17 protein-coding genes are annotated in these 18,538 nt (G+C 73.0%); 6 read left to right on the forward strand and 11 right to left on the reverse strand.

Translation table 11 applies throughout. The features are described from left to right. Positions 1–26: 26 nt before the first annotated feature. A complete protein-coding gene (locus R2E43_RS09640) occupies positions 27–1,244 on the forward strand; it encodes a trypsin-like serine peptidase (protein WP_332056120.1) in 1,218 nt (405 codons plus the stop codon). A gap of 95 nt (positions 1,245–1,339) precedes the next feature. On the opposite strand, the gene hflX is transcribed toward R2E43_RS09640, so the two are convergent. The 6 genes from hflX to miaA form a co-directional block, all read right to left on the reverse strand. After that, positions 1,340–2,833 (reverse strand): GTPase HflX, encoded by a 1,494-nt coding sequence (hflX, locus tag R2E43_RS09645; protein WP_011030461.1) that lies wholly within the window; start codon positions 2,831–2,833, stop codon positions 1,340–1,342. 147 nt (positions 2,834–2,980) lie between these two features. Next, positions 2,981–4,519, reverse strand: a complete 1,539-nt coding sequence (locus R2E43_RS09650; protein ID WP_332056121.1) for a M1 family metallopeptidase — start codon at positions 4,517–4,519, stop codon at positions 2,981–2,983. 250 nt (positions 4,520–4,769) lie between these two features. Further along, on the reverse strand, positions 4,770–6,947 hold the full coding sequence (locus tag R2E43_RS09655) for a RelA/SpoT family protein (protein ID WP_332056122.1): 2,178 nt from the start codon (positions 6,945–6,947) through the stop codon (positions 4,770–4,772). 246 nt (positions 6,948–7,193) lie between these two features. Then, on the reverse strand, positions 7,194–8,063 hold the full coding sequence (gene dapF / locus R2E43_RS09660) for a diaminopimelate epimerase (RefSeq protein WP_011030458.1): 870 nt from the start codon (positions 8,061–8,063) through the stop codon (positions 7,194–7,196). Positions 8,064–8,135: 72 nt separating this feature from the next. Further along, the gene (locus R2E43_RS09665; RefSeq protein WP_016327425.1) at positions 8,136–8,633 is read right to left on the reverse strand and encodes a hypothetical protein; all 498 of its coding nucleotides are present in this window, start codon (positions 8,631–8,633) and stop codon (positions 8,136–8,138) included. Between the two features lie 107 nt (positions 8,634–8,740). Beyond that, positions 8,741–9,679 carry a tRNA (adenosine(37)-N6)-dimethylallyltransferase MiaA gene (miaA, locus tag R2E43_RS09670; RefSeq protein ID WP_011030456.1) on the reverse strand — a complete coding sequence of 313 codons (939 nt, stop codon included), beginning with the start codon at positions 9,677–9,679 and terminating at the stop codon, positions 8,741–8,743. Between the two features lie 182 nt (positions 9,680–9,861). Between miaA and R2E43_RS09675 the strand changes: the two genes are divergently transcribed. Further along, on the forward strand, positions 9,862–10,149 hold the full coding sequence (locus R2E43_RS09675; protein ID WP_189284465.1) for a hypothetical protein: 288 nt from the start codon (positions 9,862–9,864) through the stop codon (positions 10,147–10,149). A 24-nt stretch (positions 10,150–10,173) separates the two neighbouring features. Beyond that, the gene (locus tag R2E43_RS09680) at positions 10,174–10,467 is read left to right on the forward strand and encodes an antitoxin (protein WP_011030455.1); all 294 of its coding nucleotides are present in this window, start codon (positions 10,174–10,176) and stop codon (positions 10,465–10,467) included. 135 nt (positions 10,468–10,602) lie between these two features. Here the strand turns inward: R2E43_RS09680 and R2E43_RS09685 are convergent, their stop codons facing one another. Both R2E43_RS09685 and miaB read right to left on the reverse strand, forming a co-directional pair. Further along, positions 10,603–11,316, reverse strand: coding sequence for a class III extradiol dioxygenase subunit B-like domain-containing protein (locus tag R2E43_RS09685; protein ID WP_030865089.1), 714 nt, complete (start codon positions 11,314–11,316; stop codon positions 10,603–10,605). Positions 11,317–11,365: 49 nt separating this feature from the next. Next, positions 11,366–12,883 (reverse strand): tRNA (N6-isopentenyl adenosine(37)-C2)-methylthiotransferase MiaB, encoded by a 1,518-nt coding sequence (gene miaB / locus R2E43_RS09690; RefSeq protein WP_030865091.1) that lies wholly within the window; start codon positions 12,881–12,883, stop codon positions 11,366–11,368. A gap of 167 nt (positions 12,884–13,050) precedes the next feature. Here miaB and R2E43_RS09695 point away from each other — a divergent pair, with 167 nt between their 5' ends. Next, the gene (locus R2E43_RS09695; RefSeq protein ID WP_332056123.1) at positions 13,051–14,241 is read left to right on the forward strand and encodes a cellulose-binding domain-containing protein; all 1,191 of its coding nucleotides are present in this window, start codon (positions 13,051–13,053) and stop codon (positions 14,239–14,241) included. 54 nt (positions 14,242–14,295) lie between these two features. Here R2E43_RS09695 and R2E43_RS09700 read toward each other — a convergent pair whose 3' ends face one another. Next, positions 14,296–14,955, reverse strand: coding sequence for a response regulator (locus R2E43_RS09700; protein WP_011030451.1), 660 nt, complete (start codon positions 14,953–14,955; stop codon positions 14,296–14,298). Further along, positions 14,955–16,031, reverse strand: coding sequence for a HAMP domain-containing sensor histidine kinase (locus R2E43_RS09705; protein ID WP_003973239.1), 1,077 nt, complete (start codon positions 16,029–16,031; stop codon positions 14,955–14,957). The genes R2E43_RS09700 and R2E43_RS09705 overlap by 1 nt, the downstream gene beginning before the upstream one ends. A gap of 114 nt (positions 16,032–16,145) precedes the next feature. Between R2E43_RS09705 and R2E43_RS09710 the strand changes: the two genes are divergently transcribed. Next, entirely contained in the window at positions 16,146–16,631 is a 486-nt protein-coding gene (locus tag R2E43_RS09710; RefSeq protein ID WP_003973240.1) for a cation:proton antiporter regulatory subunit, read from the forward strand. A gap of 4 nt (positions 16,632–16,635) precedes the next feature. Beyond that, a complete protein-coding gene (locus R2E43_RS09715; RefSeq protein ID WP_003973241.1) occupies positions 16,636–17,871 on the forward strand; it encodes a cation:proton antiporter in 1,236 nt (411 codons plus the stop codon). Positions 17,872–17,966: 95 nt separating this feature from the next. Here the strand turns inward: R2E43_RS09715 and R2E43_RS09720 are convergent, their stop codons facing one another. After that, entirely contained in the window at positions 17,967–18,482 is a 516-nt protein-coding gene (locus R2E43_RS09720; protein ID WP_234328625.1) for a pyrophosphohydrolase domain-containing protein, read from the reverse strand. Positions 18,483–18,538: the final 56 nt, after the last annotated feature.

Here is an 18,538-nt window from a genome sequence, read left to right on the forward strand (position 1 = left end):
CACGTTTCAACGGGGGTTGTCGCACCATGCGTTCCACACCTGGGTCCGCCGCGCCACGGCGCGGGCGGCGCACCGCACTCGCCGCCGCCGGTCTGGTCGCCGCGCTCACGCTGACCGCGACCGCCTGCGGCGGATCGGAGCAGGACGAGGCCGACACCAAGCCCGGCGGCGGCACCTCCGAGGCCGCCGACGCGGGCGGCACCGATGGCGGCGGGGGCGGGCTGGCGGCCGGCCTCGCGAACCGGCTCAAGGAGCACGGCATCGACGTCGACCGGTGGAAGGACGGCGGCTGGAAGGACTGGGACGAGGACAAGTGGCTCAGTGAGGCCAAGGACTTCGTCAACCCGGTGATCGAGGGCCTGTGGGAGCCGGAGCGGATGAAGTCCGCGAAGGAGGCCGACAAGACCGTCACCACCAAGGACGCCGCCGCCGACCAGGGTGCCACCGACCCGGAGCCGGCGCCCGTCGAGGCCGTGGCCGAGGAGAAGCCGTACCACGAGAACGCCGCTCCGGTGGGGAAGGTCTTCTTCGACTCCCCCGAGGGCTCGATGGTCTGCTCAGGCACGGTGGTCAAGGACGTGAACCACCCCGGGAAGTCCAACCTGGTGTGGACGGCGGGCCACTGCGTGCACGCGGGCGGCAGCGGCGGCTGGTACCGCAACATCGCCTTCGTCCCGTCGTACAACGACTACGGCAAGTCCGAGGCGGAACTGGCGAACGCGACGACCACCGAGATGGCGCCGTACGGCACTTGGTGGGCCGACTGGGCGGCGACCTCGGACCAGTGGATCAAGGGCGGTTCGGAGAGCGGCGGTGACGGGGCCGCGTACGACTACTCGGTGCTGCACGTGAAGCCCGAGCAGGGCGGCAAGTCGCTGGAGGAGACCGTCGGCGCCGCGCTGGAGGTGGACTTCTCCGCCCCGTCGGCGACCGAGGTGTCCAGCATGGGTGCCTGGGGCTACCCGGCGGCCGCGCCGTACGACGGCCTGGAGATGTTCAAGTGCCTCGACCGGCCCGGCCGGCTGTCGCTGAGCCCGTCGCTGCCGACGATGTACCGCATCGGCTGCACCATGACCGGCGGCTCGTCCGGCGGCGGTTGGTTCCGGGTGGTGGACGGCGAGACCAAGCTGGTCTCCAACACGTCGATCGGCCCGCTGGAGAACACCTGGCTGGCCGGACCGCAGCTAGGCCCGTCGGCCGAGGCGATGTACCAGAGCATGAGCAAGACGTACGGCGGTCAGTGACCCGTACAGGCTCCGTACGTGACCGAGGGCCCGCCCCCTGCCGCGGCAGGGGGCGGGCCCTCGGTCGGTCGGCCTGCTGTTCGGCCGCGCGGGTCTCAGGCGAGCGGTGCCGGAACGTACGGCGCGAGCTCCGCCGCCAGCTCCTCGTGCACCCGCACCTTGAGCAGGGTGCCCTCCGGGGTGTGCTCCTCGGAGATCACCTCGCCCTCGTCGTGCGCGCGGGCCACCAGCTTGCCGTGGGTGTACGGCACGAGCGCCTCGATCTCGACCGAGGGACGCGGCAGCTCGTTGTCGATCAGGGCGAGCAGCTGGTCGATGTTCTGGCCGGTGCGCGCCGAGACGGCGATGGCCCGCTTCTCGATCCGCAGCAGCCGCTGGAGCACCAGCGGGTCGGCCATGTCGGCCTTGTTGATCACGACGATCTCGGGCACGTCGGTGGCGCCGACGTCCCTGATCACCTCGCGCACGGCGGCCAGCTGCTCCTCCGGGACGGGGTGCGAACCGTCGACCACGTGAAGGATCAGGTCGGAGTCGCCGACCTCCTCCATCGTGGAGCGGAACGCCTCGACCAGGTGGTGCGGCAGGTGCCGGACGAAGCCGACGGTGTCGGCCAGGGTGTACAGCCGCCCGCTGGGGGTCTCGGCCCGGCGCACGGTCGGGTCGAGGGTCGCGAACAGGGCGTTCTCGACCAGCACGCCCGCGCCCGTGAGGCGGTTGAGCAGCGAGGACTTGCCGGCGTTGGTGTAGCCCGCGATGGCGACGGAGGGCACCTTGTGGCGCTTGCGCTCCTGGCGCTTGATCTCGCGGCCGGTCTTCATCTCCGCGATCTCCCGGCGCATCTTCGCCATCTTCTCGCGGATCCGGCGCCGGTCCGTCTCGATCTTGGTCTCACCGGGACCGCGGGTGGCGAGGCCGCCGCCCTTGCCGCCGCCCATCTGCCGGGACAGCGACTGACCCCAGCCGCGCAGCCGCGGCAGCATGTACTGCATCTGCGCGAGCGCGACCTGCGCCTTGCCCTCTCGGGACTTGGCGTGCTGGGCGAAGATGTCCAGGATCAGGGCGGTGCGGTCGATGACCTTGACCTTGACGACGTCCTCGAGGTGGATCAGCTGTCCCGGGCTCAGCTCACCGTCGCAGATGACGGTGTCCGCACCCGTGTGGAGCACGACGTCCCGCAGCTCCTCGGCCTTGCCGGAGCCGATGTAGGTGGCGGCGTCGGGCTTGTCGCGGCGCTGTACGACGCCGTCGAGCACGAGCGCACCCGCCGTCTCCGCGAGGGCGGCCAGCTCGGCCAGGGAGTTCTCCGCGTCCTGCACGGTGCCCGAGGTCCAGACGCCGACGAGGACGACCCGCTCCAGACGGAGCTGGCGGTACTCGACCTCGGTGACGTCCTCGAGCTCGGTGGACAGGCCCGCCACGCGGCGCAGGGCAGCGCGGTCGGAGCGGTCGAACTGCTCGCCGTCCCACTGCGAGTCGTTTCCGCGGTTCCAGGCGACGTCCTCTTCCATCAGGGCATCGGCCCGGAGGCCCTCGGGATAGGTCTGCGCGAGACGCTTGGTGTCCTGGGAGGGGGAAGAAGAGGAGGTCATTGGATCCTTACGTAGCTGGGAAGGGGTCGGCGCGGCCGTACGGGCCGCGACATCGTGTACAACGTGCGAACCACCGGGGAGATTCCCGGGGCCCGTACCGCGCCGTCCCGAAGATGGTCGCACGGCACGGGCCGTCTCGTCACCGGCTTATTCCCCGTGTGTGTTCCGGGACGCCTTGGCGGGCTGCTTCCCCGCGGCCTTCTCGACGGGGTTCTGCTTCCAGTCCGGGTGGCCGGGCATCGGCGGGGTCTTCGCGCCGTACAGCCAGGCCCGGAAGAAGCCGCCCAGGTCCCGGCCGGAGGTCTCGGAGGCGAGCCGGACGAAGTCGGCGGTCGTCGCCGTGCCGTCCTGGTTGCGGGCGACCCACGCGCGCTCGACGCGTTCGAAGGCGGGGCGGCCGATCTCCTGGCGCAGGGCGTAGAGCACGAGCGCGGCGCCGTCGTAGACGTTGGCGCGGAAGATCCCGGTCTTGCTGCCGTTCTTCGGCGGCTTGGGGGCGGCGGGCGGTCCGCCCGCCGTGCGCCAGCGGTCGGAGGCCCCGTAGGCGGCCTTCATACGGGCCGCCACGGTCTTGTCCGCGGTCTCCTCCGCGTACAGCGCCTCGTACCAGGTGGCGTGGCCCTCGTTGAGCCACAGGTCGGACCAGGTGGCCGGGCTGACGCTGTTGCCGAACCACGAGTGGGCCAGCTCGTGCACCATGATCGACTCGACGTACCACTTCGGGTAGGCCGGCTCGGTGAACAGCTCCCGCTCGAAGAGGGTGAGTGTCTGGGTCTCGAGTTCGAAGCCGGTGGTGGCGTCGGCCATGAGCAGGCCGTACGTCTCGAAGGGGTAGCGCCCGACCTTCTGCTCCATCCACGTGATCTGGCCGGGGGTCTTCTCCAGCCACGGTTCGAGCGCCGCGCGGTGCTCGCTCGGCACCACGTCCCGGACGGGCAGTCCGTGCGGCCCGGCGCGGTGCAGCACCGTGGAGCGGCCGATGGACACCTGGGCCAGTTCGGTGGCCATGGGGTGCGGGCTCCGGTAGGTCCAGGTGGTCGATCCGTCCGTGCGGTCCACGCGGGTCGGCAGGCCGTTCGCGACGGCCGTGAGCCCGTCGGGGGCGGTGATGTGGAAGGTGAACCGCGCCTTGTCGGAGGGATGGTCGTTGCAGGGGAACACCAGGTGGGCGACGTCCGCCTGGTTGGCCATGGCCAGGCCGTCGGCGGTGCGCACCCAGCCGCCCTGACGGTCCTCGGAATACACCGGGTCGCTGCTGTGCCGCACGGTGATCCGCGTCCAGTCTCCCTCGTCGAGCGCGTCCTCGGGCGTCACGACGAGGTCCTCGCCCGCGGTGGCGAAGCCGGCGGGGTCGCCGTCGACCTCGACCGAGTCGACCTTCCCGTGGGCGAAGTCGAGGTTGATCCGGTCCAGGTCGGCGGTCGTCCGGACCTCGATGGTGGTGACGGCCTTCAGCGGCTCGTTGTTGCTGCCGGAGTAGGTGAAGGAGAGGTCGTACGCCGCCACGTCGTACCCGGGGTTGCCCAGCTGCGGGAAGAGGCGGTCACCGACGCCCAGCGGGGTCGGCGGGGCGCTCGCGGCGACCAGGCAGACGGAGACGGCGGAGGCGAGCAGCGCCACGGCCCTGAGCCGGCGCCGGGCGCGTGCGCGGAGTCGCGGAGTCGGGGGGTGAGGGGTGTGCAGCATCCCCCACGGCTATCAGCGCGCGCGTGTCCGACGGCGACGGCGCGCGCCCGGGGCACCCGAACGGGTTCGGCGCGGCGCGCCGGATCAGACGGGCACGGTGCGCGCTGCCGGATCAGACGGGCACGGTACGCGCTGCCGGATCAGACGGGCACGGTACGCGCTGCCGGACCAGGCGGTGCGGTGCACCGTGCCGGACCAGGCGGTGCGACACGTCGTGCCGGACCGGACGCGTACGGCGCCGTGTGCCGGATCACGCGCCGGCCGGCTGCGGCTGGGCCCGGCTGACGTCGTAGACGCCGGCCACGTCGCGCATGGCGCGCATGAGGGCGGGCAGCCGGGCGGCGTCCGGGAGTACGACGGTGTAGCTGTGCCGGACCCGCTGGCGGTCCGGGGGTTCGACGGTGGCGGAGACGATTTCGGCGCCTTCGAGGGCCATGGCCTCGGTGAGGTCGGCCAGGAGGTGCGGGCGGCCGAACGATTCGGCGAGCAGGGTCACCCGGCATCCGGTGCTCTCCCCCCAGCGCACACCGACCTCCGCGCGCCCGGTGCCCTTCATGCGCGCCACCACCGCGCACTGGACGCGGTGCACGGTCACCACGCCTCCGCGCACGGCGAAACCGGTGATCTCGTCCGGCGGTACGGGGGTGCAGCAGCCGGCCAGCCGTACGGTCGCGCCCGGTGGGTCGACGAGGACGTCGGCGGCGGCGGGGCGGGCGGGTGCGGCGTCCGGGGCCGGTCGCGGCGCGTCCGGGTGGGCGTGGGGCTCGGGTGCGGCGGGTCCGCGGGGCGGCTCCTGCGCCTCGGGCGCCGCTTCCGGGTGGGCGGCGAGCCGGCGCTGGATGGCGATCCGCGCGGCCGGGGTGTGGGCGTGCTCCAGCCACTCCCTGGAGGGCTCGGAGGCGGGGTCCTGGCCCATCAGGAGCTGCACGGTGTCGCCGTCCCGCAGCACCGTGCTCATGGGCGCCAGCCGCCCGTTGACCCGGGCGCCGATGGTCGCGTGGGCGTCCTCGCCGTACTGGGCGTAGGCGGCGTCGACGCAGGTCGCGCCGTCGGGGAGGCCGAGGGTGCCGCCGTCGGGGCGGAAGACGGTGATCTCGCGGTCCTGGGCGAGGTCCTCGCGGAGGGTGGACCAGAACGTGTCGGGGTCGGGGGCGCCGCGCTGCCAGTCGAGCAGCCGGGAGAGCCAGCCGGGCCGGGTGGGGTCGGCGCGCTCGCCGTCGCCCGCGCTCTGCTCCTCCGCCGGAGGCGCGTACGGGTTGCCGAGCGCGACCACACCGGCCTCGGCGACCTTGTGCATCTGGTGGGTGCGGATGAGGACTTCGACGACCTGGCCGTCCTCCGCGCGGGCCACCGCCGTGTGCAGCGACTGGTAGAGGTTGAACTTGGGGACGGCGATGAAGTCCTTGAACTCCGAGACGACGGGCGTCATACAGGTGTGCAGCTCACCGAGGACGGCGTAGCAGTCGGCGTCCTCCTGGACGAGCACCAGGAGGCGGCCGAAGTCCGCGCCGCGGAGCGTGCCGCGCTTGCGGGAGACACGGTGTACCGAGACGAAGTGGCGCGGGCGGATGAGGACTTCGGCCTGGATGTCGGCCTCGCGCAGCACGCCCCGCACCTCGTCGGCGACCGCGGCGAGCGGGTCGTCCGCGCGGGCGGCGTTCTCCTGGACCAGCTCCCGCGTGTGCGCGTACTCCTCGGGGTGCATGACCGCGAAGACGAGGTCCTCCAGCTCGGACTTGAGCGCCTGCACGCCGAGCCGTTCGGCGAGCGGGATGAGGACGTCGCGGGTGACCTTGGCGATGCGTTCCTGCTTCTCGCGGCGCATGACACCGAGGGTGCGCATGTTGTGCAGCCGGTCGGCGAGTTTGATCGACATCACGCGGACGTCGTTGCCGGTGGCGAGGAGCATCTTGCGGAAGGTCTCGGGCTCGGCGGCGGCGCCGTAGTCGACCTTCTCCAGCTTGGTGACGCCGTCCACGAGGTAGCGGACCTCGGCGCCGAACTGCTCGCCGACCTGATCGAGCGTCACCTCGGTGTCCTCGACGGTGTCGTGGAGGAGCGAGGCGGTCAGGGTGGTGGTCTCCGCGCCCAGTTCGGCGAGGATCAGGGTGACGGCGAGCGGGTGGGTGATGTACGGCTCGCCGCTCTTGCGCATCTGCCCGCGGTGCGAGGACTCGGCCAGGACGTAGGCGCGGCGCAGCGGGTCGAGGTCGGCGTCGGGGTGGTGGGCGCGGTGGGCCTCGACGACGTGGCCGATGGCGTCGGGCAGGCCACGGCTGCGGGTGGCGGAGCCGAGCAGGGCGGCCCGGCCGAGGCGGCGCAGGTCGATCCGGGGGCGGGCCTTCCTGCGGGGCGCCGGCGTGACGGCACCGGTGGCCGCGGGCGGCACGGGTCCCGGGCTCGCTGGATTCACGGCCTCCGCATTCATGGGCACCTCCGGCTGCGCGGACCGGCGGACGGGGAATCCCAGGGCGGACACGGCTCAGGGGATGCTGTCGGTCCCCCGTCCGGGCCGGTGCTTGATGCTATCGAGCCCATCACGTGCGGCCGACCGCCTCTCGCCGAGCGTGAAACGGATCACCCATTCGAGCGATGGTCCGAGGGTTTACGTTTTCGCACTGAGTGTCATGGACCGAGCTGTGGTTCACCGCGGTCCGGGTGACCGGGTCGTGGTTCAGGCGAGTACCCCTTCCAGCCAGGCGGAGTCGAACTCGCCCTCCGCGACGATCACGGCCGGCCCCGTCATCTCGATCTCGCCGTCCGGGCGCTCGGTGATCACCAGGGTGCCGCCGGGCACGTCGACGGTGTAGGTGGCCGGGGTCCCGGTGGCCGCGGGGTCGAGGCCGTCCCGGCGGGCGGTGGCGACGGCGACGGCGCACGCGCCCGTACCGCAGGAGCGGGTCTCGCCGGAGCCGCGCTCGTGCACGCGCATCGCGACGTGGCGGGGGCCCCGGTCGACCACGAACTCGACGTTGACCCCGTCCGGATAGGCGCCGGCGGGCGCGTGCGAGGGCGGGGCGTACAGGTCGCCCGCGTGGTCGAGGTCGGCGACGAAGGCGACCGCGTGCGGGTTGCCCATGTTCACGTTCCGCGCGGGCCACTCGCGCTCGCCCACGCTCACCTCGACGTCGCCCGCGGGCAGCAGCGCCCGGCCCATGCCGACGGTGACGTCGCCGTTCTTGGCGATGTGCACGGTCTTCACGCCCCCGCGCGTGGCGACGGCGAGGTCTCCCTCGGTGACGTGCCCGGCGTGCTGGAGGTAGCGCGCGAAGACCCGCACGCCGTTGCCGCACATCTCCGCGACCGAGCCGTCGCCGTTGCGGTAGTCCATGAACCACTCCGCCTCGGCGGCCATGCCCCGGGCCTCGGGGTGCGCCGCGGACCGCACCACGTGCAGCAGGCCGTCCCCGCCGAGGCCCGCTCGGCGGTCGCACAGGGCGGCGACGGCGGCGGGGGGCAGGTCGAGGGCGTTCTCCGGGTCGGGAACGATCACGAAGTCGTTCTCGGTGCCGTGACCCTTGAGGAAAGCGATCCGCGTGCTCATTCCTCGATCGTACGGGGTGGGTGCACCACGGCGACGAGGGGCGGAGCCGGGCCCGGGGGCGGGAGGGCCCCGTCAGCCCCGAAGGCGGGCGACCCGCCACACGGCCAGGACGACGACCGCGGCGACGGCCAGGGCGTACACGAGGATCGTCCGCCAGTCGGCTCGGCGCCCCGAGCCGCGCTGGGGCAGGCCCGGCCAGGTGTAGCCGACCCGGCGGGCGGCCATCATGCCCCAGCCGGCCGCGCAGGAGCAGATCAGCAGTCCCAGCATCGCGATCACGGCGCCGCTGTCGCCGAAGTCGAAGGCGAGCGGGAAGGCGAACATCAGGGAGCCGAGCGCGGCCAGGCACACGATGGGCGCGAGCTGCCAGATCCGCAGCCGGCGCTGGGGCCGCAACTCGACCTCGACCTCGGCCCCGTACATCTCGGCGGGCGCGGGGCCGTCGGAGACGCCGTCCGGCGTCTCGTCGGGACCGTCGGGGCTCAGGGCGCCGCCGTCCGGCTCAGGTCCGCCGTGGTCGGCGGTGCCGTGTTCGGTGCTCGGTGCGGTGTCGCGAGGGCCGGCCTCCATCGCCACGCGCCCTCCCAACTAGGACTCACTCGGTCGATCGAAGCTCGATGATGGCACGCCACCGAAGGCCCGGATGACGGCCGGGGCGTCCCGATGCCATCACGTGATCAGGCTGTAACCGGTCGTTCGACCAACGACAGGGCGAGTCGCGGAAGTTCCGTGCGATCCGCCACACCCCCACTCAACCAGTGCACCCGCGGGTCGCGCCTGAACCACGAATCCTGACGGCGCGCGAAGCGCTTGGTGGCACGGACGGTCTCGGCACGTGCCTCGTCGAGCGTGCACTCGCCGGCGAGCGCCGCGAGGACCTGCTGGTAGCCGAGCGCGCGGGACGCCGTACGCCCCTCACGCAACCCCTGCGCCTCCAGTGCGCGCACCTCGTCGACCAGACCGGCCTCCCACATCCGGTCGACGCGCAGGGCGATGCGCTCGTGCAGCTCGGGGCGGGCCACGTCGACGCCGATCTGCACGGTGTCGTAGACGGAGTCGTGACCGGGGAGGTTGGCGGTGAAGGGCCGGCCGGTGATCTCGATCACCTCGAGGGCGCGCACGATGCGACGCCCGTTGCTGGGCAGGATGGCCCGCGCCGCCTCCGGGTCGGCGACGGCCAGCCGGGCGTGCAGCGCACCCGGGCCGCGCAGTTCGAGCTCCTCCTCGAGGCGGGCCCTGATCCCGGGGTCGGTACCGGGGAACTCCAGGTTGTCGACGGCCCCGCGGACGTAGAGACCGGAACCGCCGACGAGGATCGGCCAGCGTCCTTCGGCGAGCAGCGCGTCGATCCGCTCGCGCGCGAGGCGCTGGTACTCGGCGACGGACGCCGTGACCGTCACGTCCCAGATGTCCAGCAGGTGGTGCGGGACGCCACCGCGTTCCTCGGGCGTCAGTTTGGCGGTGCCGATGTCCATCCCTCGGTAGAGCTGCATGGAGTCGGCGTTGACGACCTCGCCGCCGAGCCGCTGGGCCAGGAAGACGCCCAGATCGGACTTTCCGGCCGCGGTGGGTCCGACTACGGCGATGACGCGGGGGGCGGGGGGTGCGCTGCTCACCGCACCAGTCTCGCAAACCTCTCACCTCGCCCTCGAACGAGTTACGTGACGGTCCGCGTCCGGGGTCGTTGCCCGTTGCGAGGTTCCCGCTCCCCGGGGAACCGGGTCATGGCCCCGGTCACGCAAACGGACGCACCGGATGCCGCGGGATTTCGCCCGCACGAGTAACGTATGGAGTTGATATGGGCGTTTTTACACGGCTTTTTCGGAGGTCGAAGAAGTCCGAGGCGGCGTCGGGCGCGGAGACGCGGACCGACGTCCCGGACACCGGGAGCGCGGCGGAGGCGAAGGCGGCGGAGGCCGCCGGGGCGGCCGAGCCCGCCGACGCCGGTCCGCGGAACACGGCGGAGGCCGGCGAGGCCGACGGGACCTCCGCCGAGGCCGGCGACCCGGAGAGCGTCGGCATCCCCAAGCAGCAGTCCGCAGGGGAGGCCGTCGACAACGAGGCCGACAAGGGCGCCCGCACCTGACTGCCCCGTGAGGGAAGGCGAACCATGGGTCTCCTGGACAACTTGAAGGCCAGACTGGAACCGGCGAAGGGCAAGGTCTCCGACCTCGCGCAGCAGCACGGCGACAAGATCGATCGCGGTCTCGACAAGATGGCGCGGACCGTCGACGAGAGGACCAAGGGCAAGTACAGCGACCGGATCCAGACCGGCACGGGCAAGGCCAAGGGCGCCATGGACCGCCTCGCCCACAAGGACGACGGGGGCGGGGAAGAAGGCGGCGCCGCACCCGGCGGCACGCCCGGCGGCCCCCCTCCGGCCGGGCCGCCACCGGCTTCCTGAACCGATCCGCCGCCGGACGGTCACGGAGCCCGGCCCCGGGCGGGCTCCGGGCCGTCCGCGGGCGCGTCGACGACTACGACACGGTGGCCGCGCGGTCGCTGCGACCGGGCGGCACCTCGCCGCTGCGTCCGTGCACTACGACCAGGTCGCCACGATGTACCCGACCCCGTAGGGCGCGTCCTCGTACAGCAGCGCCCCGCCCAGGCCCGAGTCCCCGGCGGCACCCGCGAGGACCTGCCAGGGTGCCCGGCCCGACGCCTTGAGCTCGCGGGCCAGACCGGGGTCCAGGGCGGCGAGTGCGGCCGGGTCCGCCGTCTCCAGGGCGCGGCCCACCTCCGCGTCGAAGGGCGCCGCCCGCTCGTCGAGATAGCCGGGCGCCTTCAGGGTGCGGCACGCGCTGGCGTCGCCGAGCACCAGCAGCGCCGTCCGGCCGGCCCGCGCGGCGACGTCCCGGCCGACGGCGGCACAGCGCTCGGCGGACAGTTCTTCCCCCACCCCGATGACGTCGACGGGGACGTCGGTCCACCCGGTCCGCGCGAGGAGCCAGGCGCCGACGGCGAGGCCGTGGGGCAGCTCGGCCCCGTCGGCACCGCCGCTGTCGGCGCCGAGGTACACCTCCACGTCCACGCCGAAGCCGCGGAAGGAGCCCCGCGCACCGCGCGGATAGACCTCGGGCCCGGCGGAGTCCGCGGGTCCGACCACCACGAGCCGGTCGGGCCGGGAGGCGGCGAGCACACCCAGCGCGTCCGTGCACGCGGCGCGTGCGGCGTCCAGCTCGGGTGCGGCACCCGCGGCGACCTCCGGCACGAGGAGCGGCGGGCAGGGGCAGACGGCGGCGGCGACAAGCATGATCGGCAGCGTATCCCCGTGTCGCCGCCTCCCGGCGGTACCCCCGCGGTCAGTCGCAGCCGCAGCCGCTCGCCACGGCCGGCTGGGGCTCGGGAACGCCGATCTTCGGCAGTCCCAGCAGCACGCCCGCGGGCTTGGCCTGCTCGGCGGTGTTGCGCTTCTCCCAGGCGTCGCCCGCGCGCGTGCGGCGCACGTCGAGCACGGCGCCCTCGGCGAGGAGGTGGTGCGGGGCGGCGTAGGTGATCTCCACGGTCACCACGTCGCCGGGGCGGACCTCCTGGTCGGGCTTGGTGAAGTGCACCAGGCGGTTGTCGGGGGCGCGGCCGGAGAGACGGTGGGTGGCGCCGTCCTTGCGGCCCTCGCCCTCGGCGACCATCAGCTCCAGGGTGCGGCCGACCTGCTTCTTGTTCTCGTCCCAGGAGATCTCCTCCTGGAGGGCGACGAGGCGCTCGTAGCGCTCCTGGACGACCGCCTTGGGGATCTGGTTCTCCATCTCGGCGGCGGGGGTGCCGGGGCGCTTGGAGTACTGGAAGGTGAAGGCCTGGGCGAAGCGGGCCTCCCGCACCACGTGCAGCGTCTGCTCGAAGTCCTCCTCGGTCTCGCCGGGGAAGCCCACGATGATGTCGGTGGTGATCGCCGCGTGCGGGATGGCGGCGCGGACCTTCTCGATGATCCCCAGGTAGCGCTCCTGGCGGTAGGAGCGGCGCATCGCCTTGAGGACCGGGTCGGAGCCGGACTGGAGCGGCATGTGCAGCTGCGGCATCGCGTTCGGCGTCTCGGCCATGGCGGCGATGACGTCGTCGGTGAAGTCGCGGGGGTGCGGGGAGGTGAAGCGGACGCGCTCCAGGCCGTCGATGTTCCCGCAGGCGCGCAGCAGTTTGCTGAACGCCTCGCGGTCGCCGATGTCGGAGCCGTAGGCGTTGACGTTCTGCCCGAGGAGGGTGATCTCGCTGACGCCCTCGGCGACCAGGGCCTCGACCTCGGCGAGGATGTCGCCGGGGCGGCGGTCCTTCTCCTTGCCGCGCAGCGCGGGGACGATGCAGAAGGTGCAGGTGTTGTTGCAGCCGACGGAGATCGAGACCCAGGCCGCGTACGCGCTCTCGCGCCGGGTGGGCAGCGTGGACGGGAACGCCTCCAGGGACTCGGCGATCTCGACCTGCGCCTCCTCCTGCACGCGGGCGCGCTCGAGCAGCACCGGGAGCTTGCCGATGTTGTGGGTGCCGAAGACGACGTCCACCCAGGGGGCCCGCTTCACGATGGTGTCGCGGTCCTTCTGTGCCAGGCAGCCTCCGACGGCGATCTGCATGCCGGGGCGGCTCGCCTTCTTCGGGGCGAGGTGGCCGAGGTTGCCGTACAGCTTGTTGTCGGCGTTCTCCCGTACGGCGCAGGTGTTGAAGACTACGACGTCGGCGTCGCCGTCGGCGCCCTCGGGGGCGCGGACGTAACCCGCGTCCTCCAGCAGACCGGACAATCGCTCGGAGTCGTGGACGTTCATCTGGCACCCGTAGGTGCGTACTTCGTAGGTGCGCGTGCCGCCCGCTGACTGGCTCCGGTCGATGCTGCTCATGGCACTAAGGGTAGGCGGTCACGATCGGGGCGAACGCCCGCAGGCATCTTGACAGTACACCGCCAATCTCGGTGTGATGCATGGGAGCGCTCCCATGCACTGTGCATGCCCCGTACCGGCCCCATGCATGTGCTGACACATCCCTTCTCCCGCACTGGAGGCACCCTGTGCGCACCCGAGTCCTTCGATTACTGCGCCGGCCCTGGACCGCGGCCGTGGCCGCCGTGGCGCTGGTGGTGTCGGTCCTGGTGGCGATGCCGGCGAGCGGTGCGGCGGCGGCCGCCTGCCGGGTCGACTACGGCGTCGACGCGTGGGCGGGCGGCTACACGGCCCGGGTGAGGATCACCAACCTCGGTCCCGCGGTGAGCGACTGGTGCCTGACCTGGACCTACACCGGCGATCAGCAGGTGACGTCGGCGTGGAACGCGACCGTCACCCAGACCGGCGCGTCCGTGGTCGCCGTCGACGCCGGCTGGAACGGCGCCGTGTCCACGGGCGGCACCGCCGAGTTCGGACTGCAGGGGACCTGGCGGTCCGCCGACCCCGCACCGGACGACTTCGCGCTCAACGGCACCTCCTGCGGCGACGGCGGCACACCGACCGCCACTCCGACGACGTCCCCCACCGCACCTCCGACCACACCGCCGACCACGCCTCCCCCGACGGCCGCGGAGTGCGGTGACGCGGTGATCTGCTCGGGCTTCGAGGACCAGGCCGGCCCCGAGCCCTCCGGCGACTGGCGGTTCACCGCGCCCGACTGCCAGGGCACGGGCACGGCCGCCGTGGACTCGGCGGTGTCGCACGCGGGCGGCAGGTCGCTCCGGGTGGACGGCCGGGCCGGGTACTGCAACCACGCATTCGTCGCCCACAGCGCGGACCTGTCGTCGGTCGGCCCGGTGATGTACGTGCGCATGTGGGTCCGGCACACCACCGCGCTGCCGACCTCGCACGTCACCTTCGTGTCGATGCCGGACTCGGCGCAGGGGGGCCGGGCGCTGCGCGTGGGCGGCCAGAACGGCGCGCTGCAGTGGAACCGGGAGAGCGACGACGCCACCCTGCCCGCGCAGAGCCCGGCCGGGGTGGCGCTGAGCAGGCCGCTGCCGACGGACGGCTGGCAGTGCCTGCGGTTCGCGATCGACACCTCGGCCGCCGGCCTCGACACCTGGCTCGGCGACGAGCAGGTTCCGGGCCTGCACGCCGACGGGGTGCCGACGCAGGACGTCGACCAGCAGTGGCTCACCCGCGGCACCGCGCCCAGGCCGACCGCCCTGCGGCTGGGCTGGGAGAGCTACGCGACGGGCGACGACACCGTGTGGTTCGACGACGTGGCCGTGGGCTCCGCACCGATCGGCTGCTGACCGGCGGTGCGGGCGCGACCGTGCGGGCGCCGGGGTGTGGGCCCCGGTTCGGGCTCAGGGCTCGATGAGGCCCGCGCGGATCGCGTAGCGGGTGAGTTCCAGGCGGTCGCGCACGCCCAGTTTCTGCAGGAGGTTCGCGCGGTGGCGTTCGACGGTCTTGGCGCTGATGAAGAGCAGCTCGCCGATCTCCTTGGAGGTGTGGCCCTCGGCGACCAGTTTGAGGATCTCCTCCTCGCGCTCGGTGATGGGCCGCTCGGGCAGGCCGCCACCGCCCTGTACGCGGTCCAGGTAGGAGCGCACGAGGGCCCGCTCGGCGCCGGGGTAGATGAACGGCTCGTCGCGCACGGCGGCCCGGCACGCCTCGACCAGGTCGCGGTCGGCGACGGACTTGAGGACGTACCCGCAGGCGCCCGCTTTGAGGGCCTCGAAGAAGTACTGCTCGTTGTCGTACATGGTCAGGATGAGGATGCGCAGCTCGGGCAGGCGCCGGGAGAGTTCGCGGGCCGCCTGGAGGCCGGTCATGCGGGGCATGGCGACGTCCAGGACGGCCAGGTCGATCTCGGTGGCCCGCGCGGCCGCGACCGCTTCGGCACCGTCACCGGCCTCGGCGACCACCGTCAGATCGGGTTCGCCGTCCAGGATGAGGCGGACTCCGCGGCGTACGAGGGTGTGGTCGTCGGCGAGCAGGACGCGGATCGGGGGCCGTGCGGACATCAGGGGCTGTCTCCGGTTCGGTCTGCACAACGGTCCCCCGGCGGCGCGGGGACGCGCAGGCGTACGTCGGTGCCCCCTCCGGGGGCGGGTTCGAAGTGGATCTCGGCTCCTATCAGCAGGGCCCGCTCCCGCATCCCGCGGATACCGGCGCCCTCGGCGGCCGTGCCGAGACCGGTGCCGTCGTCCCGGACGAGCAGTTCGACCCCGGCGTCGCCGGGCAGCGGGTGCAGCGTGAGCGCCGCGCGGGCGGCGTCGGCGTGGCGGGCGGTGTTGGTCAGTCCCTCCTGGGCGACCCGGTAGAGCACGAGCTCGGCCTCCGGGGCGAGCGGGGGGAGGTCGCCGGGGATGTGGTGCTGGACGGTCAGTCCGTGGTGCGTGAACTCGGCGGCGAGCGAGCGCAGGGCGCTGGCCAGGCCGAGTTCCTCCAGGACGCCCGGACGCAGCCGGCGGGCGATGCGGCGGATCTCGTCGAGCCCGGCCCGGGTGGCCTCCTGCGCCAGGGTCACCTCGTCGCGCAGTTCCCCGGGGACCCGGTCCGCGACGCGCTTGAGCTGGAGGAGAACGGCGGTCAGGGTCTGGCCCACCTCGTCGTGGAGTTCGCGGGCGATGCGGTGACGTTCGCGTTCCTGGGCCTGCAGGGCCCGGCCGGCCCCGGCGGCGCGTTCGGCCTGGAGCCGGTCCAGCATCGTGTTGTAGGTCGCGATGAGCTGCGCCGCCTCGGCCGGTCCGGAGACCTCGGGACGGGTCCCGGGCACCAGCAGGTCGGCGGTGGACATGGCCCGGCCCAGCCGGTGCAGCGGGGTGAGCCCGATGCGCAGGACGACCGCGTTGCCGGCCAGCAGGGCCGCGAGGCCGGCCAGCAGGACGAGGGCCTCCCCGGCCAGCACGGGCGTCGACACGGTGACCGGTCCCAGCAGCAGTGCGGTGGCGACGACCAGGCCGGCGGCGTTGAGCGAGAAGATCCGCCAGAACAGCGACACGTTCCTCTTCCCGCTCCTCCCGGCCTTCTCGCACGACACCCCCGCGGCCAGCTTCGCCGACCGCGACCGGCTGCGTATATCCGTCACGACACCCATATCGCCACCGTACGTGCGGATGGCAGCATGGCGAGGTCGCGGGCACGGCACCCACGTGCGGAAAGCGCAGCCGGAGACGCGGCAGGCAACGCAGGACGAGTGAGGGGAAAGCACGTGTCAGCTCCACGCCTGAGGGCGACGCCGCTCCCGGGTATCGGGGTCCAGTACGACCTGGTGACCCGCGAGCACCGCCACCTGTCGGTGGTGGCCCACCGCGACGGCGCCCGCACGGTGAACGTGTACCGGTCCGACGACCCCGATTCCTGTGCCCACTCGCTGCGGCTGACGGGGCCCGAGGCGGGCGCGCTGATCGACGCGCTGAAGCCCTCCCACCACAGCGCGAGCCTGCTCTACACCACCGATCTGGGGCTGGTCGCCGAGCGGATCGAGGTGGCGGCCACCTCCCGGTGGAACGGACGGCTGCTGGGCGACACCCGGCTGCGGACCGACACGGGAGCCTCGATCGTGGCGGTGCTGCGGCGGGCCGAGGCGATTCCCTCGCCGGCGCCGGACTTCCGGCTCGTGGGTGGTGACACCTTGATCGTCATCGGCACCCGTGAGGGCGTCGACGCCGCCGCGGCGATACTCGGGCAGGAGTGAGCGCGTGCACTCCGCGGTACTCCTGATCGAGTTCGGTTCCATCATCCTGGGGCTCGGGCTGCTCGGCCGGTTCGCCGGCCGTTACCGGCTGTCGCCCATCCCGCTGTACCTGCTGGCCGGTCTCGCCTTCGGCGAGGGCGGCCTGCTGCCGCTCGGCGCGAGCGAGGAGTTCGTCGCGACCGGCGCCGAGATCGGTGTCATCCTCCTGCTGCTGATGCTGGGTCTGGAGTACACGGCCAGCGACCTGGTCACCAACCTCAAGTCCCACTATCCGGCCGGTCTCGTCGACTGCGCGCTCAACGCCGTACCGGGCGCGGTGGCCGCGCTGCTGATGGGCTGGGGCCCGGTGGCCGCCGTCGTCCTGGCCGGCGTGACGTGGATCTCGTCGTCCGGTGTGATCGCGAAGGTCCTCGGCGACCTGGGCCGGGTCGGCAACCGCGAGACGCCGGTGATCCTGAGCGTGCTGGTCCTGGAGGACCTGGCGATGGCGGTGTACCTGCCGATCGTCACGGCCCTGGTCGCCGGCGCCGGTCTGATGACCGGGAGCATCACGCTGGCGGTCGCGCTGGCCGCGGCGGGCCTGGTGCTCTTCGTGGCCGTGCGCTACGGGCGGCTCATCTCCCGCTTCGTCTCCAGCGACGACCCGGAGAAGCTGCTCCTCGTGGTGCTGGGTCTGACGATCCTCGTCGCCGGTGTCGCGCAGCAGCTCCAGGTGTCGGCCGCGGTGGGCGCCTTCCTGGTGGGCATCGCGCTGTCCGGGGAGGTCGCGGAGGGCGCGCACACGCTGCTGAGCCCGCTGCGGGACCTGTTCGCGGCCGTCTTCTTCGTCTTCTTCGGGCTGCACACCGACCCGGCCAGCATTCCGCCGGTCCTGCTGCCCGCGCTGGCGCTGGCGCTGCTGACCGCCGTGACGAAGATCGCCACGGGGTACTGGGCGGCGCGGCGCGCCGGGATCTCCGTCAAGGGCCGATGGCGGGCGGGCGGTGCGCTGGTGGCGCGCGGTGAGTTCTCCATCGTGATCGCGGGTCTCGCGGTCTCCGCCGGCATCGAACCGTCCCTGGGCCCGCTGGCCACGGCGTACGTCCTCATCCTGGTCGTCCTCGGCCCCCTCACCGCGCGCTTCACCGAGCCGCTGGCGATGCGCCTCTTCCCGCGCCGCGACAACCCGGACCGCCCGAGCGGCCTCGCGGAGGGGACGCCCCGGGCCGCGGCGACGGAGGAAGCCTCGGTGGGCGACTGACCGGCACCGGGCTCGTCCCCCCGGCACGACTGCGGCACCCGGGTGCCGCAGTCGTAGCACGCCGGGTCAGGATGCCGGAGCCGTCGTACGCCGGGTCAGGCGCCGGCCGGTTCCGGGGCGTCCGGCGTCCGCGGTGTCCAGCCCTGCCGGCGCAGCACGCCGGAGACGTCCGGTATCTCGTAGTGGTCGCCCTTGAGGACCTTGCCGTCGGCCCGGCGGCTGACGCGGCCGTCGGGCCCCAGCTTGGTCATGTTGGAGCGGTGGACCTCCGCGATCACCGCGTCCAGGTCGATGCCGTGCACGAGGGCGGTGCCGTAGGCCACGTAGACCACGTCGGCCAGTTCGTGCGCGAGCCGGTCGAGCGGGCCCCGCACCGACACCTCGGCGACCTCGGCCGCCTCCTCGGCGAGCAGCTCGCCCCTGTGCGCGGCCAGGGCGGGCGGGACCTCGGTCGGAGTGCTGCGGGCATCCAGCCCGAAGGCGAGGTGGAAGGCACGGACCAGGTCCGCGGGCGACGTCCTGCCCTGGTCGGGCGACGTCCTGCCCTGGTCGGGCGGGGTGCGGCCCTCGGCGGACGGCGGGCCGCTCTCGGCGGGCGGGGTGCTGCTCATGCCGACGACTGTAGCGACCGCCACTGACAGTGGGCCCTGGTCAGTGCGGGTGCGGG

It is taken from the genome of Streptomyces violaceoruber (assembly GCF_033406955.1).
Taxonomy (GTDB): domain Bacteria; phylum Actinomycetota; class Actinomycetes; order Streptomycetales; family Streptomycetaceae; genus Streptomyces; species Streptomyces violaceoruber.